Raw genomic sequence first — 21550 nt, 5'->3', positions numbered from 1 at the left:
CCGGCGCCGCACGGTCATCGTGCGGCGCTTCGTGGATCCGACGATTGGACCGGTGTGAAGTGAACGTCAAGTATCGCCATCTGCTCGGTCGTTCTTCGGTGGCGGCGGTCGGGAGCCGGCTCGCCGCGGTGGTGGGGGTGGTCGCGCTGCTGATGGCCGTCCTCACCGGACCGGCCGCCGGGACGGCCAGTGCGGCGTCCCAGGCGGCGCCGGTCGCCGCCGCTCAGGCGGGCCCCGGGTGGGTCTGCCCCGGCACGCCCATACCGCCGGGTTACGTGATCACCAGCCGCGCGGCGAACGGGTGCAACGGCGCCGGCGCCTGGTACATGCAGCCCGTGCAGGACGGGATCTGGGTCTGCGCCACCTCACCGATCCCGCCCGGCTACGTGATCACCCTCCACAACGCCAACGGCTGCAACAGCAACATCGACACCTGGTTCCTCCAGCTGGCCCGCGACGGCCAGTGGGTCTGTGCGGGTTCGCCGATCCCCACCGGCTACGTGCTCACCGGCCACATCAGCACCGGCTGTGGCAACATCGGCGTGTGGTACCAGCAACTGGCCCGCGCCGGCGTGTACATCTGCCCCGGTGTGCCCGTACCGGCCGGCTACCGCACCGGCGCCTTCAACGCGAGCATGTGCGGCGGGCTCGGGGGCTGGTTCCTGCTCACCGCCTGATCCGGGTCGGTTCGGGCGGAACCGCGGCTCCGGGAACACGGCGGGCCCCCGGCTCGCCGTAACCCGCCGACGCCTGGGCGGCGTTCGTGGCGTACGCCGCCCAGGGGGACCGACCGGTCTACGCCGTCATCGATTGCAGGGTCCGTTCGCGCACCGTGTTGAGGAAGGCGGGCACTTCCTCCCTCGTCGTCCCGGTGCACTGCACGATCAGGCCCATCACATCGCCCGCCGACAGGGCGCACACCGCGGGCACGTCACGCGCCATCTCCACCCGGTCCGCCAGGCGTTCGACCACGAGGATCGCCAGCTGGAGTTCCGGCACATGGCGGGTCTCGCCGTAGCTGAAGCCCTTCTTGATGACCCACATCTCGGGGACGATCAGGCCGTAGACGATGATGTGGCCCATCGCGTACATGGCGCGCGCGGCCTCCACCGCCGAGTCGGCGTCGTCGTCGCCGTGCAGGGCCGCCACCGCGTCCTGGTCCCCGGCGAGGTGCGCCTGGAGGAGCGCCACGCCGTGCAGCACTTCGTCCTTGGTGTACGGCCGCGCGTCGTCGTCATCGCTCATCTGACACCAACTCCTGGTCACTGTGTGTTCATTGCTGGGAACCCAGTGTGTCAGGTGCGGCGGGTGGCCGGTCGTCATTCGCGGAGCGGGCTCCGGGGCGCGGGGGCCGTGGAGCCGCGGACGACGAGTTCGGGTCGGAAGACGAATTCGGTGCGCTGGACGGGGTTGCGGCGGATCTCCTCGACCAGGGCGCCCACGGCGGCGGTGGCCATCGCCCGGACCGGCTGGCGCACCGTGGTCAGGGGCGGGTCGGTGAAGGCGATCAGCGGGGAGTCGTCGAAGCCGACCACCGAGACCTGGGCGGGGACGGCGAGGCCGCGCTGCCGGGCGGCGCGGACCGCGCCGAGGGCCATCAGGTCGCTGCCGCAGACGATGCCGGTGCAGCCCGCGTCGAGCAGGGCGGTGGCGGCGGCGTGGCCGCCCTCGACGCTGAACAGGGTGTGCCGGACGCGCCGTTCGGCCCGCTCCCCCGTCAGGCCGAACGACTCACCCAGGGCCGCCACGAACCCCTCGGCCTTGCGGCGCGAGGGGACGTAACGGGCCGGGCCGACGGCGAGGCCGATGCGTTCGTGGCCCAGCTCGGCCAGGTGGCACACGGCCGTCCGGGCCGCCGCGGCGTCGTCGAGGGAGACGAAGGGGGCGTCGATACCGGCGCGATGGCCGTTGATGAGGACCAGCGGGACGCCGCGGGCGGTCAGCCGGGCGTAGCGGGCCGGGTCGGCGGCGGTGTCGGCGTGCAGCCCGGACAGGAACACGATGCCGGTGACGCCGCGCCGCACCAGTTGCGCCACGCGTTCGTCCTCGTGCGCGCCGCCGGTGCAGAGCACCGAGGTGTAGCCGTGGCCGGTCAGCGACTCCTCGATGACCTGGGCGAACGCCGGGAAGATGGGGTTGGTCAGCTCCGGGATGACCAGGCCGACCAGACCCGCGGGATGCCGCGGCGGACGTACCGGGCGTTCGTGGCCGAGGACGTCCAGCGCGGCGAGGACCCGCTGCCGGGTGGTGTCCGCCACCCCCGGCCTGCCGTTGAGGACCCGGCTGACGGTCGCCTCGCTGACCCGCGCCCGGCCGGCGATCTCGGCCAGCCGCGGGGTGGCGCGGTCAGCGGGCGGTATCACCTCATGCCTCCCACCAGATGGCGGTGTCGGCGGGGAGCTCGAACACACCGTCCGTGGCGGCCGGTTGGCGGTCGGCGGGCAGGGAGGTGAGCAGCGGGCGGCCGGGGGCCGGAAGGCGGACGGGGGCGTCGGTGGTGTTGACGGTGCAGACCAGGCCGCCGGGGCGGCGGAAGGCCAGGACGCCGGCCGGGGCGGCCAGCCACTCCACCGCGTCGCCCGCGCCGAGGCCGGGGTGGGCGCGGCGCAGGGCGAGGGCGGTGCGGTACAGCTCCAGGGTGGAGTCCGGGTCGCCGGTCTGCGCGGCGACGCTGAGCGCGGCCCACCCGGCGGGCTGCGGGAGCCAGCTGCCGCCGGTCCCGAAGCCGTACGACGGTTCGTCCCCGGTCCAGGGGATCGGCACCCGGCAGCCGTCGCGCAGCCCGTCCTGGCCGCTGGCCCGGAAGAAGGAGGGGTCCTGGCGGACCTCGTCGGGCAGGTCGGTCACCTCGGGCAGGCCCAGTTCCTCGCCCTGGTAGACGTAGGCGGAGCCGGGCAGCGCGAGCATCAGCAGGGTGGCGGCGCGGGCGCGGTCGAGGCCGCCGCCGAAGCGGGTGCGGTGGCGGACGACGTCGTGGTTGGAGAGCACCCAGGTGGTCGGGGCGCCCACCGGCCGCATCGCGTCCAGGGAGGAGTCGATGGCGGCGCGCAGCGCGGTGGCGTCCCAGCCGGTGTTGAGGTAGTGGAAGTTGAACGCCTGGTGGAGTTCGTCGGGGCGCAGGTAGCGGGCGGTGCGGTCGGGGCTGGGGGTCCAGGCTTCGGCGACCGCGATCCGGTCGCCGGAGTACTCGTCCAGGACGGTGCGCCAGGAGCGGTAGACGGTGTGCACCCCGTCCTGGTCGAAGAAGGGCAGCACCTGGTTGCCGAGGAGTTTCAGCTGTCCGGCGCGGCCCATGTCCGGCAGTCCGGGGGCCTTGACGAGTCCGTGGGCCACGTCCACCCGGAAGCCGTCCACGCCCAGGTCCAGCCAGAAGCGCAGGATGGAGCGGAACTCGTCCTGGACGGCGGGGTGGTCCCAGTTGAAGTCGGGCTGTTCGGGGGCGAAGAGGTGGAGGTACCACTGTCCGTCGGGTTCGGGGAGGCGGGTCCAGGCGGGGCCGCCGAAGATGGACTCCCAGTCGTTGGGCGGCAGTTCGCCGTCGGCGCCCCGGCCGGGGCGGAAGTGGAAACGCTGCCGGAGCGGTGAGCCGGGGCCCTCGCGCAGTGCCCGCTGGAACCATTCGTGCTGGTCGGAGCAGTGGTTGGGGACGACGTCGACGATGATGCGCAGGCCCAGGGCGTGCGCCTCGCGGATGACCGCGTCGGCGTCGTGCAGGGTGCCGAACATCGGGTCGATGGCGCGGTAGTCGGCGACGTCGTAGCCGGCGTCGGCCTGCGGGGAGGCGTAGAAGGGGCTGAGCCAGACGGCGTCCACGCCCAGGTCCCGCAGGTAGGGCAGCCGGCTGCGGATGCCGGGCAGGTCGCCCATGCCGTCGCCGTTGCCGTCGGCGAAGCTGCGCGGGTAGACCTGGTAGATCACCGCGTCACGCCACCAGTCGGTCGTGGTGGCGGCGGGGGCGGTCGGGTCGGCGGGGGCGGTGTCGTATCGCGTCATGTCATCCCTTGGTGGTGCCGGCGGTCAGTCCGGATACGAGGTGGCGCTGGGCGAAGGAGAAGACCAGGGCGGCGGGCACGGCGATGATCACGGCCGCGGCGGTCATCGATCCCCAGTCGTTGGTGTACTGGTTGACGAAGGTCTGGAGGCCGCCGGCGAGCGTCAGGTTCTCCTCGCCGGTCATGAAGGCGGAGGCGTAGGCGACCTCGGCCCAGGCGGTGACGAAGGTGTAGAAGCCGGTGACGGCGAGCCCGGGGCGGGCCAGCGGCAGCACCAGCCGCCAGAACGTGCCGAAGGGGTTGAGGCCGTCGACCCGGCCGGATTCGTCGATCTCCACCGGGATGGTGTCGAAGAAACCCTTCATCATCCAGGCGCAGAACGGGACCGCGATGGTCAGGTAGGTGACGATCAGGCCCGCGGGCTGGTTGAGCAGGCCCAGGCTCGCCATCAGGTTGTAGAGCGGCACGATCAGCACCGCGACCGGGAACATCTGAGTGATCAGCAGCAGCCACATCAGCGGGCGCATCCCGGGGAAGCGGAAGCGGCTGACGGCGTAGCCGGTGGTGGCCGCGATGAAGACGCCGAGGACGGTGGTCACCCCGACGATCAGGACGGAGTTCTTGAACCAGGTCAGGAACTCCGTATCGGCCAGTACATGGGTGTAGTTGGCGAGGGTGAAGTGGGTGACCAGTTCGGTGGAGAAGGCGTCGTCGCGCGGTTTGAAGGAGGTCACCAGCAGCCACAGCGGCGGGAAGACCGCGACGGCGGCGGCGGTCAGGAGGGCCAGATGGAGCCCGGCGGAGGCCAGCGGGGTGCGCCGGTTGCGCCGGTGGGGTGCGCGGTACATGGTCACCACGGTCACCACACCTCTCCCTGCTTGCGCAGCGAACGGCGGTAGCCCGCCGCGACGAGTGAGAGCAGCACCAGGATCAGCACGCCCCAGGCCGCGGAGCGGGAGAAGTCGCGGGGGCTGTCGACGAAGGAGAGCCGGTAGGCGTAGGTCACCAGGATCTCGGTGGCGTCGCCCGGCCCGCCCCTGGTGAGCAGGAAGATCACCGGGAACATGTTGAAGGTCCAGATGGTGGAGAGCAGGATCACGGTGCCGCTCACCGCCCGCAGACCGGGCACGGTGATGTTGCGGAACCGCTGCCAGGGCCCGGCGCCGTCCATCTCGGCGGCCTCGTACAGCTCGCCCGGTATGGACTGGAGGCCGCCGAGCAGCGCGACGAGCATGAAGGGGACGCCCAGCCAGACGTTGACGGCGATGACCGAGAGCTTGGCCCAGGTGGGGTCGTTGAGCCAGGGGACGGCGTCGATACCGCCGCCGGAGAGCAGCTTGTTGAGGATGCCGTTCTTCTCGTTGTAGAGCATCCGCCAGGTGAAGACGGAGATGAAGGCGGGGATGGCCCAGGGCAGGATCAGCGCCAGCCGGTAGAAGGTGCGGCCCCGGAGTGTGCGGTTGAGCAGGTTGGCCAGCGCGAGGCCGATGAGGAAGGTGGCCGCGACGCAGGAGACCGTCCACAGCACGGTCCAGCCGAGCCGGTCCCAGAAGAGGCCGTCGGAGAGGACCGCGCGGTAGTTGTCGAGGCCGGTGAACTCGTAGGTGGCGGGGATGTGGTTGACGCCGATGGTGCGCTCGACGTTGGCCTCGTTGGCGTCGGTGAACGACAGGAAGAGGCCGCGCACCAGCGGGTAGCCGATGATCACGCCGATGACGAGTACCACCGGGGCGACCATCGTCCAGGCGTACCAGTGGGTGCCGAACGTTCTGCGCACCCTTTGGGCGAGGGTCACTTGTAGTCCTTGAGCAGCTTCCGGTAGGCGTCACCGGTGGCCTTGGCGGCCTGCTCGGGTGTGGCGGAGCCGGTGAGGACCTTGTTCATCTGGACCTTGATCGGCTCGAAGAGGGAGTTGCCCTCGGCGATCCAGGGGCGCTGGACGGCGCTGTCCACGGCGGGCTTGAAGAACTTCACCATCTCGTTGTTCTTGACGGCCGGCGCGTCGTAGACGGACTTGCGGGTGGGCAGCAGGCTGAGCTGCTCGGTGGTCTGCTGCTGGACCTGGGCGGAGCTCATGTACTTGACGAAGGCGTAGGACGCCTGGAGGTTCTTGGAACCGGCGTAGACGGAGAGGTTCCAGCCGCCCTGCGGGGAGCCCTGGGCGGAGCCGCCGGGGACGGGGGCGACGCCGAGGTTGTCCTTGTTCCCGGGGCCCTTGAACACCTTGCCCGCGCGGGCGCCCTCGATGTCCCAGGGGCCGTCCACGGCCATCGCGACGCTGCCGTCCTTGAGGGCCTTGAGCTGGTTCTCCTGGCCGTCGGTGGCGTCGGTGACGGCGGCCTTGGAGTCGACCAGGTCCTTGATGGTCTTGAACGCCTTGACGCCGGCGTCGTCGTCGATCAGCACGATCTTGTCGCGGGCGTCGACCATGTTGCCGCCCTGGCCGTAGAGGTAGGGGAGGAACCAGTAGGGGTCGTCACCGCGCAGGTAGAGGGCGGTGGCGCCGGTCTTCTCCTTGATCTGCTTCGCGGCGGCGGTCAGTTCGGGGAAGGTCTTGGGCACCGTGACGCCCGCGTCCTTGAGGAGCTTCTTGTTGTAGAAGAGCCCGAGGGTGTCGATGACCTGCGGAGCGGCGTAGGTCTTTCCCTTGAACTTGGTGCTGCCGAGGGCCTGCGGGAGGTAGTCCTCGGTCTTGTCGAGGGCGGGGGTGCCGTCCAGCGGGGCGAGGTAGCCGAGGTTCGCGAAGTCGGCGACCCAGGCGACCTCGGTGCGCATCACGTCGGGGGCGCCGGAACCGCCGCCCGCCGCGTTCTTGAACTTGGCGTTGGCGTCCCCGAACGGCACGCTCACATATTTGACCTGGACCTTGGGATGCTCCTTCTGGAACCCCTCGGCGAGCTTCCGGTACGTCGCCTTCTCGGCGTCGTTGGAGGTGTCCCAGAAGGTGACGGTGCCGGACAGTTCGCCCCCGGCGGCGGCCTCGCCGTCACTCCCGCCGCCGCATCCCGTCGCCGTCAGGGCCAGACCCGCCGCCAGCGCCGCGGCCGTCACACCACGTATGCCGTATGTGCCGTTTCTGCCATGTCTGCCAAATATGCCAGGTATGCCACGCCGCATGTGAACTCCTAGGGGAATCGCCTGAGATGGCGGTCAGGAACGTAACAGCGCGGCCAGGTAAACCGAAAGACCTTGCGGAAAATTGCTGCAAGAAACCAGGAATCCGTTGCAGTGGGCCCGGCCGGAAGTGCGCCCGCGCGGCGGGCGCCCCGCCCGTGCCCCCGCACCGTCACCCCGTGCCCGCCCGAGCGTTGATTGCGTGACGAGGGATCGTCCCCCGGCCGCCGGCCGCGCGGTCCCCGTCCTTCGATCACCACCCCGCGATCTCCACCCCTCGATCGCCACCCGGCGATCTCCGCTCAGCGGTCACCGCTCAGCGATCCCCGGCCACGACCCCTCGGCCACCACTCTCGACCTCGACAGGGACGGCAGATGACCCAGGAGCTCACTTCCCCCACCCCCACCACCGCCCGCCGGGCGCCCGAACCGGGCCGAGCCGCGGGGTGGTGGCGCGACGCCGTCATCTACCAGGTGTACGTCCGCTCGTTCGCCGACAGCGACGGCGACGGCATCGGCGATCTGCGCGGTGCGCGCGAACGGTTGCCGTACCTCGCGGAGCTGGGCGTGGACGCCGTCTGGCTCACGCCGTTCTACGCCTCGCCGCAGGCCGACGGCGGCTACGACGTCGCCGACTACCGCACCGTCGACCCGCTCTTCGGCGAGCTGCGGGACGCCGAGGAGCTGATCCGCGCGGCCCACGGCCTGGGGCTGCGCGTCATCGTGGACATCGTCCCCAACCACACCTCCGACCGGCACCCGTGGTTCCAGGACCCCGAACTGGCCCGGCAGCGCTACGTCTTCCGGCCCGGCAAGGGCGCGCACGGCGAACTCCCGCCCAACGACTGGGAGTCGGTCTTCGGCGGACCGGCCTGGACCCGCACCGACCGGGGCGACTGGTACCTCCATCTCTTCGCCCCCGAGCAGCCCGATCTCGACTGGGACAACCCGGACGTGCACGAGGAGTTCGCCGCGATCCTGCGCTTCTGGCTGGACCTCGGCGTGGACGGCTTCCGCGTGGATGTCGCGCACGGCATGGTCAAGGCGGCCGGTCTGCCGGACATCGGCCACGGCGAACAGGCCAAGCTGATCGGCAACCAGGTGCTGCCGTTCTTCGACCAGGACGGGGTGCACGCCATCCACCGCACCTGGCGCCGGCTGCTCGACAGCTACTCCGCCGTCCCCGGGCAGGGGACACCCCCGGCCGAGCGGATCGGCGTCGCCGAGGCGTGGGCCCCCTCCCCCGAGCGGCTGGCCCTGTACGTCCGCCCCGACGAGCTGCACCAGGCGTTCAACTTCCAGTTCCTGACGGCCGACTGGCAGGCCGGTGCGCTGCGTACGGTCATCGACGCCTCGCTCGCCGCCACCGCCTCGGTCGGCGCCCCCACCACCTGGGTGCTCTCCAACCACGACGTCGTACGGCACCGCACCCGCCTGGGCGGCGGCCTGCCGCGGGCCCGCGCCGCCACCCTGCTGATGCTCGCACTGCCCGGCTCCGCCTACCTCTACCAGGGTGAGGAACTGGGCCTGCCCGAGGTGACCGACCTGCCCGACGAGGTCCGCCAGGACCCGGCGTTCTTCCGCGGCCGGCCGGCCGCCGGCGGTGCCCCCGACGGTGCTTCCGACGGCGCGTCCGGCGCCGGCGGCCAGGACGGTTTCCGCGACGGCTGCCGGGTGCCGATCCCCTGGACCGGGGACGAACCGTCGTACGGCTTCGGGCCCGGCGGCAGCTGGCTCCCGCAGCCCGCCGACTGGGGCGGACTCTCCGTCGCGGCGCAGCACGGCGACCCGTCCTCCACCCTGGAGTTCTACCGCGCCGCCCTCGGCCTGCGGCGGCAGCTGCCGGGCCTGGGCGACGGGGAACTGAGCTGGCGGCCGGCGCCCGAGGGGGTGCTCACGTTCGCCCGGCCCGGTGTGCTGTGCACCGTCAACACCCTCGGCCGGCCCGTCGAACTCCCGCTGCCCGGCCGCCCGCTGCTGGCCAGCGCACCGGTGACGGTGCGGGACGGAGCGGCCGTCCTGCCGGGCGACAGCTGCGTCTGGTGGGCGCTCTGACGGGCGGAAACATCCGGTGGGCATTCCGACTGGTGAACGGTAAGGTCCCACCCATGACCGCCCGGCTGGCCGATATCGCAGCGCAGGCGGGTGTCAGCGAAGCCACCGTCAGCCGGGTCCTCAACGGGAAGCCCGGCGTCTCCGCCACCACCCGCCAGTCGGTGCTGGCCGCCCTCGACGTACTGGGCTACGAACGGCCGGTGCGGCTGCGGCAGCGCAGCGCGGGGCTGGTCGGACTGATCACGCCGGAGCTGGAGAACCCGATCTTCCCGGCCTTCGCCCAGGTCATCGGGCAGGCCCTGACCCGCCAGGGCTACACCCCGGTGCTGGCGACGCAGACGCCGGGCGGCTCCACCGAGGACGAGCTGACGGAGATGCTGGTGGACCGCGGGGTCGCCGGCATCATCTTCGTCTCGGGGCTGCACGCCGATACCTCCGCCGATATGCAGCGCTATGAGCGGCTGCGCGCCCGGGGCGTGCCGTTCGTCCTCATCAACGGTTTCTCCGACCGGGTGCGGGCGCCGTTCGTCTCGCCCGACGACCGGGCCGCGGCGCAGCTGGCCGTGACGCATCTGGTGGCGCTCGGCCACCGGCGCATCGGGCTGGCGCTCGGCCCGCAGCGGTTCGTGCCCGTCCAGCGCAAGATCGAGGGCTTTCTGCGCAGCGTGCACGAGCAGCTGGGCCTCGGGCCGGCCGAGGCCACGCGGTTCGTCGAGCACTCGCTGTACACCCTGGAGGGCGGCCAGGCCGCGGCCGGCGCGCTGATCGACCGGGGTGCCACGGCGGTCGTCTGCGCCAGCGACATGATGGCGCTCGGGGCGGTCCGCGCGGCGCGGCAGCGCGGTCTGGACGTACCGCGCCAGGTGTCCGTCGTCGGCTTCGACGACTCGCCGCTCATCGCCTTCACCGACCCGCCGCTGACCACCGTCCGCCAGCCGGTGCCGGCGATGGGGCAGGCGGCGGTGCGCGCGCTCCTGGAGGAGATCGGCGGCACCCCCGCCCCGCACAGCGAGTTCGTCTTCCTCCCCGAGCTGGTGGTGCGCGGCTCCACCGCCTCGGCCCCGGACACCGCCGCGAGCCCCGTACCGCCCCAGGCCCCCTAAGGGGTGGCCGGGACCGTCTCCCCCGCGAGATCTACGCCCGCCGCTCCCCGTACGCCTGAGGCCGGACGTCGAATACCCGACCGAAGGATGATCGGCGGTACACCGCTTTCTGGCAGACTGTCTGCCTATGGGTGAAGCGCATGTGAGGACTTTGGAAGGCCGGCCAGACACCCCGCCACCCAACGGGGAGAGCGCGGACCGTCCGTCGGGCGGGGGCCTGATGGCCAGGCTGCGGGCGCCGCGGGCGCCCCGCCTCTGGTTCGAGGTCCTGCTGATCGCGGTCAGCTACTGGACGTACTCGCTGATCCGCAACGCCGTACCCGAGCAGAAGGCCAAGGCGCTGGAGAACGCCGACTGGATCTGGCGGGCGGAGCACACCCTGGGCATCGCCGTGGAGCACTCCATCAACCATGCGGTGAACTCGCTGACGTGGCTGATCGTCTCGATGAACTACTACTACGCGACGTTGCACTTCATCATGACGATCGGGGTGCTGATCTGGCTCTACCGCTGGCATCCGGGCCGTTACGCCGCGGCGCGGCTGGCCCTGTTCGCCACCACCGGGGTCGCCCTGGTCGGCTTCTACTTCTACCCGCTGGCGCCGCCCCGGCTGATGACCGGCGGCGGTTTCATCGACACCGTGATCGTGCACGACACCTGGGGTTCGCTGGCGTCCGGCAACCTCGCCTCGATGTCCAACCAGTACGCCGCGATGCCGTCGATGCACATCGGCTGGTCGCTGTGGTGCGGTATCACCATCGCGCTGCTGACCAAGCCCTGGTGGGCCAAGACGCTGGGTCTGCTCTACCCCACCACGACACTGCTGGTCATCGTCTGTACGGCCAATCACTTCTGGCTGGACGCCCTCGGCGGCATCCTCTGCCTGACCTTCGGTTTCGCCCTGGCCCGCACCTGGTACGGCGCCCTGCCGCACGGGCTGGCCCGGTATCCCGACGCCCGGAGCCCGCTCACCTGACGGCGGGACGGGGCGGACGGGGCGCGGGCGCGAGCCGGCCGGTGCCCGTCCGCCGCACGCGAACGGAGCGAGGGGCCGGGGGCTATCCCACCGCCCGGTGGGTGATCCGGCCGCCGGTCATCGTCAGCCGGACGGGGGCGGTGCCCAGCTCGTCGGCCGGGGCGGTCACCGGATCGACGCCCAGGGCCGTGAGATCGGCCCGGTAGCCGGGGGCGATCCGGCCCGCCACCGCCTCCTCGCCGGCCGCCAGCGCGGTGTGCGACGTACAGCCCTCCAGCGCCATCAGACCGGTCAGCGCCTGGCCGGGGGTGACCGGCGCGGTGCCGGGCTCGCCCGCGGGGCGCCGCAGCCGGGCGGTGGCCATGACCTGGCGCGGATCGTGGTGCGCGATCGGCCAGTCGGAGCCGAGGACCAGCACCGCGCCCGCGTCCCGCAGATCGCGGCACCGCCAGGCCCGCTCCGCCCGCTCCGTGCCGATCCGCTGCGACCAGGCGTCGGTGTGGTCGGCGCGGGTGTACGCGGTGTGGGTGGGCTGCATGGAGGCGGCGACGCCCAGGGCGGCGAACCGTGGCAGCTGCTCGTCCGGCACGGTCTCGATGTGCTCGACGCGGTGCCGGTAGCGGCCGGGCGCCCGGTCGGCGCCGAGCGCCTCGACGGTGTCCAGGACGTGCCGGACGGCGGCGTCGCCGATGGCGTGCGTGGCGGTGCGGACCCCGGCGCGGTCCAGGTGGTGCACGGCGCGGGTGTACGCCGCGGGGTCCGGCCAGAACGCCTCCGTGCCCTGGCCGTGGCAGTCGGCCCGCTCCAGCCAGGCCGTACCGCCCTCGACGGTGCCGTCCATGAAGAACTTCACCCCGCCCACCCGCCAGCGCCGGCCGGTGAGCCGCTGGAGCGCGACGAGGTGGTCGAGGCCGTCGGCGTCCACACCGGGCATGCACCAGGGCGCGAGCCGCAGCCGCAGCGGGAGGTCGGCGTCCGCCTCGATACCGGCCAGCAGGTGGAGGGCGTCCGGGTCCTGGAGGTCCATGACATGTGCGCCGGTCAGCCCGGCCGCGGCCATCTCGCCGAGCAGCGCGAGCAGCCGCGCCCGCCGGTCGGCGGCCGAGGGGCGCGGCAGGACGGGCCGCAGCAGGTCCGTGGCGGCGTGCTCCACGAGATGCCCGGTGGGCCGGCCGGAGTCGTCGCAGACCACGCTGGCGCGCTGGGCGAACTCCCGTGGCCCGTCGATCCCGGCGGCCGCCAGGGCGCGGCCGTCGGCCAGCGCCGAATGGCCGTCGTAGAGCCGGAGGAAGGCGGGCGCGCCGCCGAGCACGTCCTCGATCAGGTCGCGGTGGATGGGCCGGTCGCCGAAGACGTTGTGGTCCAGCCCCCAGCCGGTCACCCAGCCGCCCGGGGGCAGTGCGCGGGCGGCGGCGGCGAGGGCGGTGCGCAGCCCGTCGAGGTCGCGGCAGCCGGAGAGGTCGAGGCCGGTGGACATCTCGACGCCCCAGACCGGGTGGCTGTGTCCGTCGACGAGGCCGGGGGTGAGGGTGGCCCCCGCCAGGTCGACGACCTCGGTCGCCGCGCCCCGCCAGTCCCGTACGTCCCGCGCGTCGCCGACCGCGACGATCGTGCCGTCCTTGACGGCGACGGCCTCGGCCCAGGGCCGCCGGGGGTCGAGGGTGCGGATCCGCGCACCGGTCAGCACGGTGTCGGCGATGGTGAGCGGGGAGGACGCGGCGGGCACGGTCGGCACGGGGGCTCCTTGGGCGGGTCGGGCGGATCGGGGGGTCAGCGGGTGGGCGGGGTGGCGGCGGAGGCGGTGGGCGGCCCGGTGTGCGGCCCGGTGTGCGCCGCCCGTTCCGCCGCGGCCGGTGCCGGCGCCGCCCGTTCCCCGTCCGCCGGTTCCGCCTCCCCGGGCGGCTCCGCCGCGAAGCCCGCGTAGACCGCGGGGCGGGTGCGGCGCAGGCGGCGGGCGAGGAGCAGGCCGAGGACGAAGGCGGCGGGGACGGTGAGGACCAGGGCGGCGTTGGTGGCGAGCGGTGCGCCCGTCATCAGGTCGATCTTGGTGATGACCAGGCAGAGGGCGCCCGCCATCAGGACGGTGGCGGCGATCGGCACGATACGGGTGCGCAGCGCGCCCTCCCGGTGGGTGAAACGCCGGAAGTACAGCGGCACGGCGGCGGTGACCGCCTGGAGCGCCAGCAGGCCCAGCATTCCCGGAGTGTTCATCCACAGCAGCAGCTGCTGGTAGGGGTCCGCGCCGGCGACGGCGAAGCCGAGGACGACGACGAGCGCGAGGGCGCTCTGCACCACACCGGCGGTGTACGGCGAGCCGTGCCGGCGGTGGACGCGGCCGAGCGCGGCGGGCAGCACGCCCTCCCGGGAGAGCGCGAGGCCGTAGCGGTTGATCGCGTTGTGGAAGGCCAGTTGGGAGGCGAGGATGCTGGTGACGATGAAGACGTGCATCAGGTCGGCGGCCCAGGTGCCGACGTAGTGGGTGGTCGCGGTGAAGAAGAGGCCGGCCGGGTCCTGGACGGCGGCCCCGACGATCTCGTCGCTGCCGACCGCCTGGATGACGATCCAGACGGTGAAGGCGTAGAAGAGCCCGAGGAAGGCGACCGCGATATAGGTGGCGCGCGGGATCGTGCGGGCCGGATCGCGGGCCTCGCGGCGGTAGATGGCGGTCGACTCGAAGCCGGTGAAGGCGGCGAAGGCGAAGGCGAGGACCGCACCGGTGCCGGGCACCAGGACGTTGCCGGGGGCCAGGGAGTCCAGGGTGAGGCCGTGCGCGCCGCCGCGCAGCAGCACTCCCCCGGCGAGCAGGACGAGGATGCCGGTCTCGGCGAGCAGCAGGACGCCGAGGACCTTGGCGCCGAAGTCGATACTGCGGTAGCCGAGGAACCAGATCACGAAGACGCCCGCGACGGCGATCGGCGGCCAGGGGACGTGGATGCCCCAGAGCGCTTCGAGGGCGTCCTGGGTGCCGGTGGCGAGCAGCCCGTAGACGCCGATCTGCATGCCGTTGTACGCGAGCAGCGCCACGGTGGCGGCGCCGAAGCCGGCCGGGCGGCCCAGGCCCCGGGTGATGAAGGCGTAGAAGCCGCCGCCGCTGCGGACGTGGCGGGCCATGGTCGTGAAGCCGACCGCGAAGAGCGCGAGGGTGGCGCCGGCGAGGAGGTAGCCGACGGGCGCGCCGACGCCGCCGGCGCCGATGGCGAGCGGGGCGACACCGGCCATGACGGTGAGCGGGGCGGCGGCGGAGATGACGAAGAAGGCGATGTCCGCGACGCCCAGGGTGCCGCGGCGCAGTGTGCCGGCGGTCGGTGTCGAGGCGTCGGAGGGGCCGGGTCCGGGGACGGTGGCGGGTCCGGGTGGGCCGGACGGCCGCGTCGGCGGCCCGTCTCGGGTCTCGGGCGCTACGGCCATGGCGCTGGTGCCCTTCTGCGGGGGAGGCGGAGCGCGGACGGCGGAGCGCCGGGCGCGTGTACGGGTGGCACGGCGCGAGGCGGCAGCCGCCGGGGGCCTCGTCGTTGACGACGCCCACCGGACCGCGAGCAGGACATAGGAACCGTGGACCGGAGCCGGAACCTAAAGACTTTCGGTTTCTGCAATGTAGCCCCGCCCGTACGATTCGGGAAGACCTCACGGGTGGGAGTGACAACATGGCGAGACCGCGCAAACCGCTGCTGGACCGGGCGCGGATCGCCACGACGGCGCTGCGACTCGTCGACGCGCAGGGCGAGTTCAGCGTTCCGCAGATAGCCCGGTCGCTCGGTGTGCAGACCGCTTCGGTGTATCACCACGTGGACGGCCGGGCCGGGGTGATCGAGCTGCTGCGGGAGCGGGTGGCCGAGGCCATCGACTCCTCGGCGCTCGACGGCGGCCCGTGGGACGCGGCCCTGGAGTCCTGGGCGCGCTCCTACCGCGCCGCCTTCGCCGCCCATCCGCGCGCGATCCCGCTGCTCACCGCGTCGCCGGTGCGGGCGCCGAAGGTCCTGGCCCAGTACGAGCGGGCCGCCGGGCTACTGCTGGACGCCGGCTTCGCACCGCCCACCGTCATTCCGGTCATCGCGGCGCTGGAGAACGTGGTGCTGGGCTCGGCGCTGGACCTGGCCGCCCCGGAGACGATGTGGGAGGTCGCCGACGAGCGGGCCGCCCCGCGGCTGGCGCGGGCGCTCGCCGCCACCGGCCCCGCGCGCGCCGACACCGCCTTCGAGCTGTCGCTGGCGGGCGTCCTGGAGCGGGTCCGCGCGATGGCGGCCGGGCTGCCGTAGCGCGGGCGGCCGGCCGGCGGGCCGCTCACCCCTCGTAGAAGAGTTCCTCCACCACGCCCCGCGCCCGCCGGGTGATGCGGCGGTAGTCGTCGAGCATCTCCCCGACGTGGCCCTCCTCGTAGCCGAGGTAGCGGCCGACCGCCGCCAGCTCCCGGCCGTCCACCGGGAAGGTGTCGCCGGGGCGGCCGCGGACCAGCATCACGGCGTTGCGCACCCGGGCCGCCAGCACCCACGCCTCGTCCAGGGTCTGCGCCTCCTCGGTGCCGACCAGCCCGGCGGCGTGGGCGGCGGCCAGCGCCTCGCGGGTGCGGGTGGTGCGCAGCCCGGGGACGCACCAGCCGTGCCGCATCTGGAGCAGCTGGACGGTCCACTCGACATCGCTCAGACCGCCGCGCCCCAGCTTGGTGTGGGTGGTCGGGTCGGCGCCGCGCGGCAGCCGCTCGGACTCCATCCGGGCCTTGAGCCGGCGGATCTCGCGGATCGCGTCCTCGCCGAGGCCCTCGACCGGATAGCGCAGCGGATCGATCAGGTCGAGGAAGCGCTGGCCCAGCCCGGCGTCGCCCGCGACCGGTTCGGCGCGCAGCAGTGCCTGCGCCTCCCACACCAGCGACCAGCGGCGGTAGTAGGCCGCGTACGAGGCGAGGGTGCGCACCAGCGGACCGGACCTGCCCTCCGGGCGCAGGTCCGCGTCGATCGGCAACGGCGGGTCGGCGGACGGCAGTTGGAGCAGCCGGCGCATCTCGTCGGCGACGGCGCGGGCGGCCTTGGCGGCCTCCTGCTCGTCGGCTCCCTCCCGGGGTTCGTGCACGAACAGCACATCGGCGTCCGAGCCGTAGCTCAGCTCGTGGCCGCCGAAGCGGCCCACGCCGATCACCGTGAAGCGGGTGGGCAGGGTGTCGCCCCACTGCTCGCGGACGGCGGCCCGCAGCGCACCGGCGAGGGTGGCGGCGGTGAGGTCGGAGACGGCGGAGCCGACGACGTCGATGGCGCTCCCGTGGTCCTTCTCCGCCGGGCTGCCCTCCGTGCCGTACGCGCCGATCAGGTCGGCGGCGGCGGTGCGGAACAGCTCCCGGCGGCGCACCCCGCGGGCCGCCGCGACCGCCGCTTCGGCGCCGTCCGCGCGGCCGACCGCGGCCAGCACCTCCTGCTCCAGGGCAGCCCGGCCGCGCGGCCGCAGGCCGTCGGGGGCGCCGAGCAGGGCGACCGCCTCGGGCGCGCGCAGCAGCAGATCGGGGGCGAGCCGTCCGGCGGAGAGCACCCGGGCGAGGTTCTCGGCGGCGGCGCCCTCGTCGCGCAGCAGGCGCAGGTACCAGGGGGTCTTGCCGAGCGCGTCGGAAACCTTGCGGAAGTTGAGCAGTCCGGCGTCCGGGTCGGCGGAGTCCGCGAACCAGGAGAGCAGCACGGGCAGCAGCGTACGCTGAATCGCGGCCTTGCGGGTGACGCCTGAGGCCAGTGCCTCCAGATGACGCAGCGCGGCCACCGGGTCCGCGTAGCCCAGCGCTTCGAGGCGGTGGCCCGCGGCCTTGGCGGACAGCCGGGTCTCGCCGGGTTCGAGATGGGCGACGGCGTCCAACAGCGGCCGGTAGAACAGTTTTTCGTGGATGCGGCGCACCTCGCGGGCGTGCCACTTCCACTCCCTGCGGAGGGTGTCCACCGCCTCGGTGCGCATGCCCAGCGAGCGGGCCAGCCGGCGCAGATCGGCGTCGCTCTCGGGCATCAGATGCGTACGGCGCATCCGGTAGAGCTGGATGCGGTGCTCCAGGGTGCGCAGGAAGCGGTAGGCGGCGTCCAGCGCGGCGGCGTCCTGGCGCCCGACGTAACCGCCGGCCGCGAGCGCGCCGAGCGCCTCCAGGGTGGTGGCGCTGCGCAGCGTCGCATCGCTGCGGCCGTGCACCAACTGGAGGAGCTGGACGGCGAATTCGACGTCGCGCAGCCCGCCGGGGCCGAGTTTGAGTTCCCGGTCGACCCGGTCGGCGGGGATGTTCTCGACGACCCGGCGGCGCATCTGCCGGACGTCGGCGACGAAGTTGTCCCGCTCGGCGGCCTGCCAGACCATCGGGGAGAGCCCCTCGACGTAGGCGCGCCCCAGCTCCGGATCGCCGGCCATCGGGCGGGCCTTGAGCAGCGCCTGGAACTCCCAGGTCTTGGCCCAGCGCTGGTAGTAGGCGAGATGGCTGCTCAGGGTGCGGACGAGCGGGCCGTTGCGGCCCTCGGGGCGCAGGTTGGCGTCCACCGGCCAGATGGTGCCCTCGGCGGTGATGTCCGAGCAGACCCGCATCATCCGGGCGGCTATCCGGGTGGCGGACCGGAGCGCGGCGGCCTCCTCCACCCCCTCCTTCGGTTCGGCGACGAAGATGACGTCGACGTCCGAGACGTAGTTCAGCTCGCGGCCGCCGCATTTGCCCATGCCGATGACGGAGAGCCGGCAGACGGCCGCGTCGCCCGGCTGCTCCTCGCGGGAGATCTCCAGGGCGGCGCGCACCGTGGCGGTGGCCAGGTCCGCCAGTTCCGCCGCGGTCTCCGCGACATCGGTGGTGCCGCACACATCGCGGGCCGCGATGCCCAGCAGACACCTGCGGTAGGCGGCCCGCAGCGCATCCGCGCGGGGGCGGTCCGCGCCCCGTTCGCCCCAGATGCCCTCGGCGAGCGACTCCTCGAACTCCGGGGTGCCGGGGTGCAGATCGGCCGACTCGTAGGTGACCAGCGACCGCCAGTCGTGCGGATGCCGGGCGAGGTGGTCGCCGAGCGCCTCGGAGGCGCCCAGCACCCCCAGCAGCCGGTCGCGCAGCGGTTTCGCCGCGACGACGGTGCTCAGCAGCTCCTGCTGGTCGTCCGGGTCCTGGGCCTCCACCAGGCGGACCAGGCCGAGCAGCGCCAGATCGGGGTCCGCGGTGGCACCGAGCGCTTCGAGCAGCACCGAGTCATCGCGTACGGGGGCGAGTTCGGGGGCGTCGAGCAGCAGTCCGGCCGCCGAGGGCTGGGTGAAACCGTGCCTCAGCAGCCGGATGAAGGCGCTGCTCCGCCGTCCCTGCGGAGCGGGTAGTGCCATGGCGGGCCGCCTCTCGGGGGGGCTCAGAGAACCGGCAGCATCTTGCGCAGCTCGAACGCGGTGACCTCGGAGCGGTACTCCTCCCACTCCTGCTTCTTGTTGCGCAGGAAGAAGTCGAAGACGTGCTCGCCGAGGGTTTCGGCGACCAGTTCGCTGCGCTCCATGAGGTCGATGGCCTCGCCGAGGTTCTGCGGCAACGGTTCGATGCCCATGGCACGGCGCTCGGCGTCGGAGAGCGCCCAGACGTCGTCGTCGGCGCCGGGCGGGAGTTCGTAGCCCGCCTCGATGCCCTTGAGGCCGGCGGCGAGCAGCACCGCGTACGTCAGATACGGGTTGGCGCCCGAGTCGATGGAGCGGACCTCGACGCGGGTGGAGCCCATCTTGCCGGGCTTGTACATCGGGACGCGGATGAGCGCGGAGCGGTTGTTGTGGCCCCAGCAGATGTACGAGGGGGCCTCGCCGCCGGCGCCCGCGGTGCGGTTGGCGCCGCCCCAGATGCGCTTGTAGGAGTTGACCCACTGGTTGGTGACGGCGGAGATCTCGCCGGCGTGCCGCAGCAGTCCGGCGATGAACGACCGTCCCACCTTGGAGAGTTGGTACTCGGCGCCGGACTCGTGGAAGGCGTTGCGGTCGCCCTCGAAGAGCGAGAGGTGGGTGTGCATCCCGGAGCCGGGGTACTCGGAGAACGGCTTGGGCATGAACGTGGCCTGGACGCCCTGTTCCAGCGCGACCTGCTTCATCACGAGCCGGAAGGTCATGATGTTGTCGGCGGTGGACAGCGCGTCGGCGTACCGCAGGTCGATCTCCTGCTGGCCGGGGGCGCCCTCGTGGTGGCTGAACTCCACCGAGATGCCCATCGACTCCAGCATCGTGATGGCCTGCCGGCGGAAGTCCATCCCGACGTTCTGCGGGGTGTGGTCGAAGTAGCCCGAGGAGTCGCCGGGGGTCGGCCGCTGGCCGTCCACGGGCTTGTCCTTGAGCAGGAAGAACTCGATCTCGGGGTGGGTGTAGAAGGTGAACCCGAGGTCGGAGGTCTTGGCCAGGATGCGCTTGAGGACATAGCGCGGGTCGGCGTAGGAGGGGGAGCCGTCCGGCATCAGGATGTCGCAGAACATCCGGGCGGTGCCGGGGGCCTCGGCGCGCCACGGCAGGATCTGGAAGGTGCCGGGGTCCGGCTTGGCGATCATGTCGGATTCGTACACTCGGGCGAATCCCTCGATCGCCGAGCCGTCGAAGCCGATGCCCTCGTCAAACGCCTGTTCAAGCTCCGCCGGGGCGACCGCCACGGACTTGAGGAACCCGAGAACATCGGTGAACCACAGCCGTACGAAGCGGATATCGCGCTCCTCCAGCGTTCGGAGCACAAACTCCTGCTGCTTGTCCATGGGTCACCAATCCTTGCAGGTCATTCGGCCCGTCCACGCGCAGGAAAAACACGTGTGGCACACCAGTATCACGTGAGGGGGTTACCGTCACATTACGCACCCTTGGCCGGAATCAGAACCGTCGGCCCGTTACCCCCACGGCAATCCTTCCCCCGCCGGACACTCTCAGCGCCCTCGGATGGCCGCAGACGGAGGCTTGGGCCAGACTTGGGGGGTACCTGAGGCTCCGTTGACCGGTCATTGACGGGTCCGTGTCACGAGATCCCTAGCCTGGGGCCGGGCCACGCGCTGCGCGGCCCGGACGGACCCGGCCGAGGGGGACAACGGGGCATGGGACAGGGCTTCCAGACCAATCCGGACGCGCTTTTCAGCTGTGCGAGCGCCACCGAACACCAGCAGGAGGCGATCCCGCGGATCGCGCTGGCGCTGGCGCATGTGGAGATACCGTCGGGCGCCTTCGGCAAGCTGCCGGAATCCGACGAACTGCACACCTCGTACAACGAGCACGCCACGGCGGCACAGCAGAACATCCACGATCTGACGGACATCCTCCAGAGCGCGGCGGAGAGCCTGCGCGCCATGGCCGGTGCCTACGTCGCCAACGAGTACGCCCTCCAGGAAGGCTTCGGCGGGAGCGGCGCGGGCGGCGGGAGCGTGCCGGTATGAGCGTGAGCGCCGCGTACGCCTGGGTCGACAAGGAGATCGAGAAACTCCCCGACATCCAGGAGGTCCACACCAGCGAGGAGCACGGCATCGACGCCGGGCTCGACGACGCGATCCGGTGGTTCCTGGACAAGATCGGGCTGATGGACGAGCTCGAAAAGGTCACCGGTATGCCGACGCAGCTGACCGCCGCGGCCCAGGAGTGGCGGGCCCAGGGCGAGGCGCTGCACCGGGTGGCCGGGGAGCTGCGGTCGGCGGCGCGGGTCCTGCCCGAGCACTGGGAGGGCGACGCGTCGGACGGGTTCGGCCAGGGGCTGGGCAAGATCGTCGACGCGCTCGACGACACCGGCAAGGACATGGGCACGACGGCGCAGATCCTGAGCCAGGCCGCCGCGGAGTGCAAGTTCGCCGAGGACGCGATCGTCGCGATCATCCGTGAGGCGATCGAGTGGGCGGCGATGACGCTGGCCGCGATGGTGATCACCGACATCCTGACGCTCGGCCTGGCCACGGTGGTGGACGGGCTGGTCGCCGAGGCGGAGGTGACGGTCTTCCTCGCCCGGGTGGAGAAGGTCTCCGCGGCACTGGCCAAGACGCTGCGGGACCTGATGAAGGCCGTCAAGGAGTTCAAGAGCGGTGCGAAATCGTTCAACGAGGCGCGCAAGGTCGCGGCCACGCTGCGCAAGCTGGGCGGGCCCACGGGCCTGCGCGGGCAGAGCTTCAAGGACTGGATGGCCCACCACATCGTGACCGGCCAGATCCACGGCCACGGCTCGAATCCCCTGATCAACGCCGCCACCGGTCTCACCGGTGACTACAAGGGCAAGGCCGAGGAGGCGGTCAAGCACTTCGGCAAGGAGGCGCTGGACGACGACCGGCCGGCGCAGCCCGCGCCGTACCGCGTGCCCAAGGGCAGTATCGAGGACACCTTCGGCTGACCGCCGGGGCCGACAGAGA

Annotated in this window: 17 protein-coding genes; 7 read left to right on the top strand and 10 right to left on the bottom strand. The window is 72.4% G+C overall.

Annotation, left to right across the window (positions count from 1 at the left end; all coding sequences use genetic code 11):
- Positions 1 to 59: 59 nt before the first annotated feature.
- Positions 60 to 677, top strand: a complete 618-nt coding sequence (locus IH09_RS28580; protein ID WP_244934323.1) for a hypothetical protein — start codon at positions 60 to 62, stop codon at positions 675 to 677.
- A 118-nt stretch (positions 678 to 795) separates the two neighbouring features.
- Here the strand turns inward: IH09_RS28580 and IH09_RS28575 are convergent, their stop codons facing one another.
- The 6 genes from IH09_RS28575 to IH09_RS28550 all read right to left on the bottom strand — a co-directional run bounded on the left by IH09_RS28575 (position 796) and on the right by IH09_RS28550 (position 7109).
- Positions 796 to 1245 carry a DUF6224 family protein gene (locus tag IH09_RS28575; RefSeq protein WP_052860392.1) on the bottom strand — a complete coding sequence of 150 codons (450 nt, stop codon included), beginning with the start codon at positions 1243 to 1245 and terminating at the stop codon, positions 796 to 798.
- 74 nt (positions 1246 to 1319) lie between these two features.
- Complete coding sequence (locus IH09_RS28570; protein WP_052860391.1) at positions 1320 to 2363, bottom strand: LacI family DNA-binding transcriptional regulator; 1044 nt, start codon at positions 2361 to 2363, stop codon at positions 1320 to 1322.
- A gap of 1 nt (position 2364) precedes the next feature.
- Positions 2365 to 3993, bottom strand: coding sequence for a glycoside hydrolase family 13 protein (locus tag IH09_RS28565; protein ID WP_052860390.1), 1629 nt, complete (start codon positions 3991 to 3993; stop codon positions 2365 to 2367).
- A 1-nt stretch (position 3994) separates the two neighbouring features.
- Positions 3995 to 4840 carry a sugar ABC transporter permease gene (locus IH09_RS28560; protein ID WP_052860407.1) on the bottom strand — a complete coding sequence of 282 codons (846 nt, stop codon included), beginning with the start codon at positions 4838 to 4840 and terminating at the stop codon, positions 3995 to 3997.
- An 11-nt stretch (positions 4841 to 4851) separates the two neighbouring features.
- On the bottom strand, positions 4852 to 5787 hold the full coding sequence (locus tag IH09_RS28555; protein WP_052860389.1) for a carbohydrate ABC transporter permease: 936 nt from the start codon (positions 5785 to 5787) through the stop codon (positions 4852 to 4854).
- Positions 5784 to 7109 carry an extracellular solute-binding protein gene (locus IH09_RS28550; protein ID WP_110952642.1) on the bottom strand — a complete coding sequence of 442 codons (1326 nt, stop codon included), beginning with the start codon at positions 7107 to 7109 and terminating at the stop codon, positions 5784 to 5786. Before IH09_RS28550 ends, IH09_RS28555 begins: the two co-directional genes overlap by 4 nt.
- Positions 7110 to 7481: 372 nt before the next feature.
- Here IH09_RS28550 and IH09_RS28545 point away from each other — a divergent pair, with 372 nt between their 5' ends.
- From IH09_RS28545 to IH09_RS28535, 3 genes are all read left to right on the top strand, one after another.
- Positions 7482 to 9161 carry a glycoside hydrolase family 13 protein gene (locus IH09_RS28545; RefSeq protein ID WP_052860388.1) on the top strand — a complete coding sequence of 560 codons (1680 nt, stop codon included), beginning with the start codon at positions 7482 to 7484 and terminating at the stop codon, positions 9159 to 9161.
- 53 nt (positions 9162 to 9214) lie between these two features.
- Positions 9215 to 10264, top strand: coding sequence for a LacI family DNA-binding transcriptional regulator (locus IH09_RS28540; RefSeq protein ID WP_052860387.1), 1050 nt, complete (start codon positions 9215 to 9217; stop codon positions 10262 to 10264).
- 127 nt (positions 10265 to 10391) lie between these two features.
- Positions 10392 to 11240 carry a phosphatase PAP2 family protein gene (locus IH09_RS28535; RefSeq protein ID WP_094795293.1) on the top strand — a complete coding sequence of 283 codons (849 nt, stop codon included), beginning with the start codon at positions 10392 to 10394 and terminating at the stop codon, positions 11238 to 11240.
- A gap of 82 nt (positions 11241 to 11322) precedes the next feature.
- Here the strand turns inward: IH09_RS28535 and IH09_RS28530 are convergent, their stop codons facing one another.
- Together IH09_RS28530 and IH09_RS28525 are read right to left on the bottom strand one after the other, a co-directional pair.
- Positions 11323 to 12975: an amidohydrolase gene (locus IH09_RS28530; protein WP_244934322.1), complete on the bottom strand. Its 1653-nt coding sequence runs from the start codon at positions 12973 to 12975 to the stop codon at positions 11323 to 11325.
- A 35-nt stretch (positions 12976 to 13010) separates the two neighbouring features.
- Positions 13011 to 14648, bottom strand: coding sequence for an APC family permease (locus tag IH09_RS28525; RefSeq protein WP_110952641.1), 1638 nt, complete (start codon positions 14646 to 14648; stop codon positions 13011 to 13013).
- A gap of 236 nt (positions 14649 to 14884) precedes the next feature.
- Here IH09_RS28525 and IH09_RS28520 point away from each other — a divergent pair, with 236 nt between their 5' ends.
- Positions 14885 to 15496, top strand: a complete 612-nt coding sequence (locus IH09_RS28520) for a TetR/AcrR family transcriptional regulator (RefSeq protein WP_052860385.1) — start codon at positions 14885 to 14887, stop codon at positions 15494 to 15496.
- Positions 15497 to 15521: 25 nt separating this feature from the next.
- On the opposite strand, the gene IH09_RS28515 is transcribed toward IH09_RS28520, so the two are convergent.
- Positions 15522 to 18545 carry a bifunctional [glutamine synthetase] adenylyltransferase/[glutamine synthetase]-adenylyl-L-tyrosine phosphorylase gene (locus IH09_RS28515; protein WP_052860384.1) on the bottom strand — a complete coding sequence of 1008 codons (3024 nt, stop codon included), beginning with the start codon at positions 18543 to 18545 and terminating at the stop codon, positions 15522 to 15524.
- 23 nt (positions 18546 to 18568) lie between these two features.
- Positions 18569 to 19930 carry a glutamine synthetase family protein gene (locus IH09_RS28510; protein ID WP_052860383.1) on the bottom strand — a complete coding sequence of 454 codons (1362 nt, stop codon included), beginning with the start codon at positions 19928 to 19930 and terminating at the stop codon, positions 18569 to 18571.
- A gap of 330 nt (positions 19931 to 20260) precedes the next feature.
- On the opposite strand from IH09_RS28510, the gene IH09_RS28505 reads away from it, so the two are divergent.
- Together IH09_RS28505 and IH09_RS28500 are read left to right on the top strand one after the other, a co-directional pair.
- Positions 20261 to 20596, top strand: coding sequence for a hypothetical protein (locus tag IH09_RS28505; RefSeq protein WP_052860382.1), 336 nt, complete (start codon positions 20261 to 20263; stop codon positions 20594 to 20596).
- Complete coding sequence (locus tag IH09_RS28500) at positions 20593 to 21531, top strand: WXG100 family type VII secretion target (protein WP_052860381.1); 939 nt, start codon at positions 20593 to 20595, stop codon at positions 21529 to 21531. Before IH09_RS28505 ends, IH09_RS28500 begins: the two co-directional genes overlap by 4 nt.
- Positions 21532 to 21550 lie beyond the last annotated feature (19 nt).

This window comes from Streptomyces celluloflavus (genome assembly GCA_000720995.1).
Lineage (GTDB): Bacteria > Actinomycetota > Actinomycetes > Streptomycetales > Streptomycetaceae > Streptomyces > Streptomyces celluloflavus.
The sequence above is the reverse complement of the archived record's forward strand: the minus strand, read 5'-3'. Positions and strand labels throughout refer to the sequence as shown.

Bases quoted from the DNA above. Each gene is read 5' to 3' on its own strand.
- IH09_RS28545 (WP_052860388.1), top strand. From the start codon at position 7,482: ATGACCCAGGAGCTCACTTCCCCCACCCCCACCACCGCCCGCCGGGCG.
- IH09_RS28560 (WP_052860407.1), bottom strand. From the start codon at position 4,840: ATGTACCGCGCACCCCACCGGCGCAACCGGCGCACCCCGCTGGCCTCC.
- IH09_RS28515 (WP_052860384.1), bottom strand. From the start codon at position 18,545: ATGGCACTACCCGCTCCGCAGGGACGGCGGAGCAGCGCCTTCATCCGG.
- IH09_RS28510 (WP_052860383.1), bottom strand. From the start codon at position 19,930: ATGGACAAGCAGCAGGAGTTTGTGCTCCGAACGCTGGAGGAGCGCGAT.
- IH09_RS28520 (WP_052860385.1), top strand. From the start codon at position 14,885: ATGGCGAGACCGCGCAAACCGCTGCTGGACCGGGCGCGGATCGCCACG.
- IH09_RS28575 (WP_052860392.1), bottom strand. From the start codon at position 1,245: ATGAGCGATGACGACGACGCGCGGCCGTACACCAAGGACGAAGTGCTG.
- IH09_RS28565 (WP_052860390.1), bottom strand. From the start codon at position 3,993: ATGACGCGATACGACACCGCCCCCGCCGACCCGACCGCCCCCGCCGCC.
- IH09_RS28505 (WP_052860382.1), top strand. From the start codon at position 20,261: ATGGGACAGGGCTTCCAGACCAATCCGGACGCGCTTTTCAGCTGTGCG.
- IH09_RS28550 (WP_110952642.1), bottom strand. From the start codon at position 7,109: ATGCGGCGTGGCATACCTGGCATATTTGGCAGACATGGCAGAAACGGC.
- IH09_RS28535 (WP_094795293.1), top strand. From the start codon at position 10,392: ATGGGTGAAGCGCATGTGAGGACTTTGGAAGGCCGGCCAGACACCCCG.
- IH09_RS28525 (WP_110952641.1), bottom strand. From the start codon at position 14,648: ATGGCCGTAGCGCCCGAGACCCGAGACGGGCCGCCGACGCGGCCGTCC.
- IH09_RS28500 (WP_052860381.1), top strand. From the start codon at position 20,593: ATGAGCGTGAGCGCCGCGTACGCCTGGGTCGACAAGGAGATCGAGAAA.
- IH09_RS28540 (WP_052860387.1), top strand. From the start codon at position 9,215: ATGACCGCCCGGCTGGCCGATATCGCAGCGCAGGCGGGTGTCAGCGAA.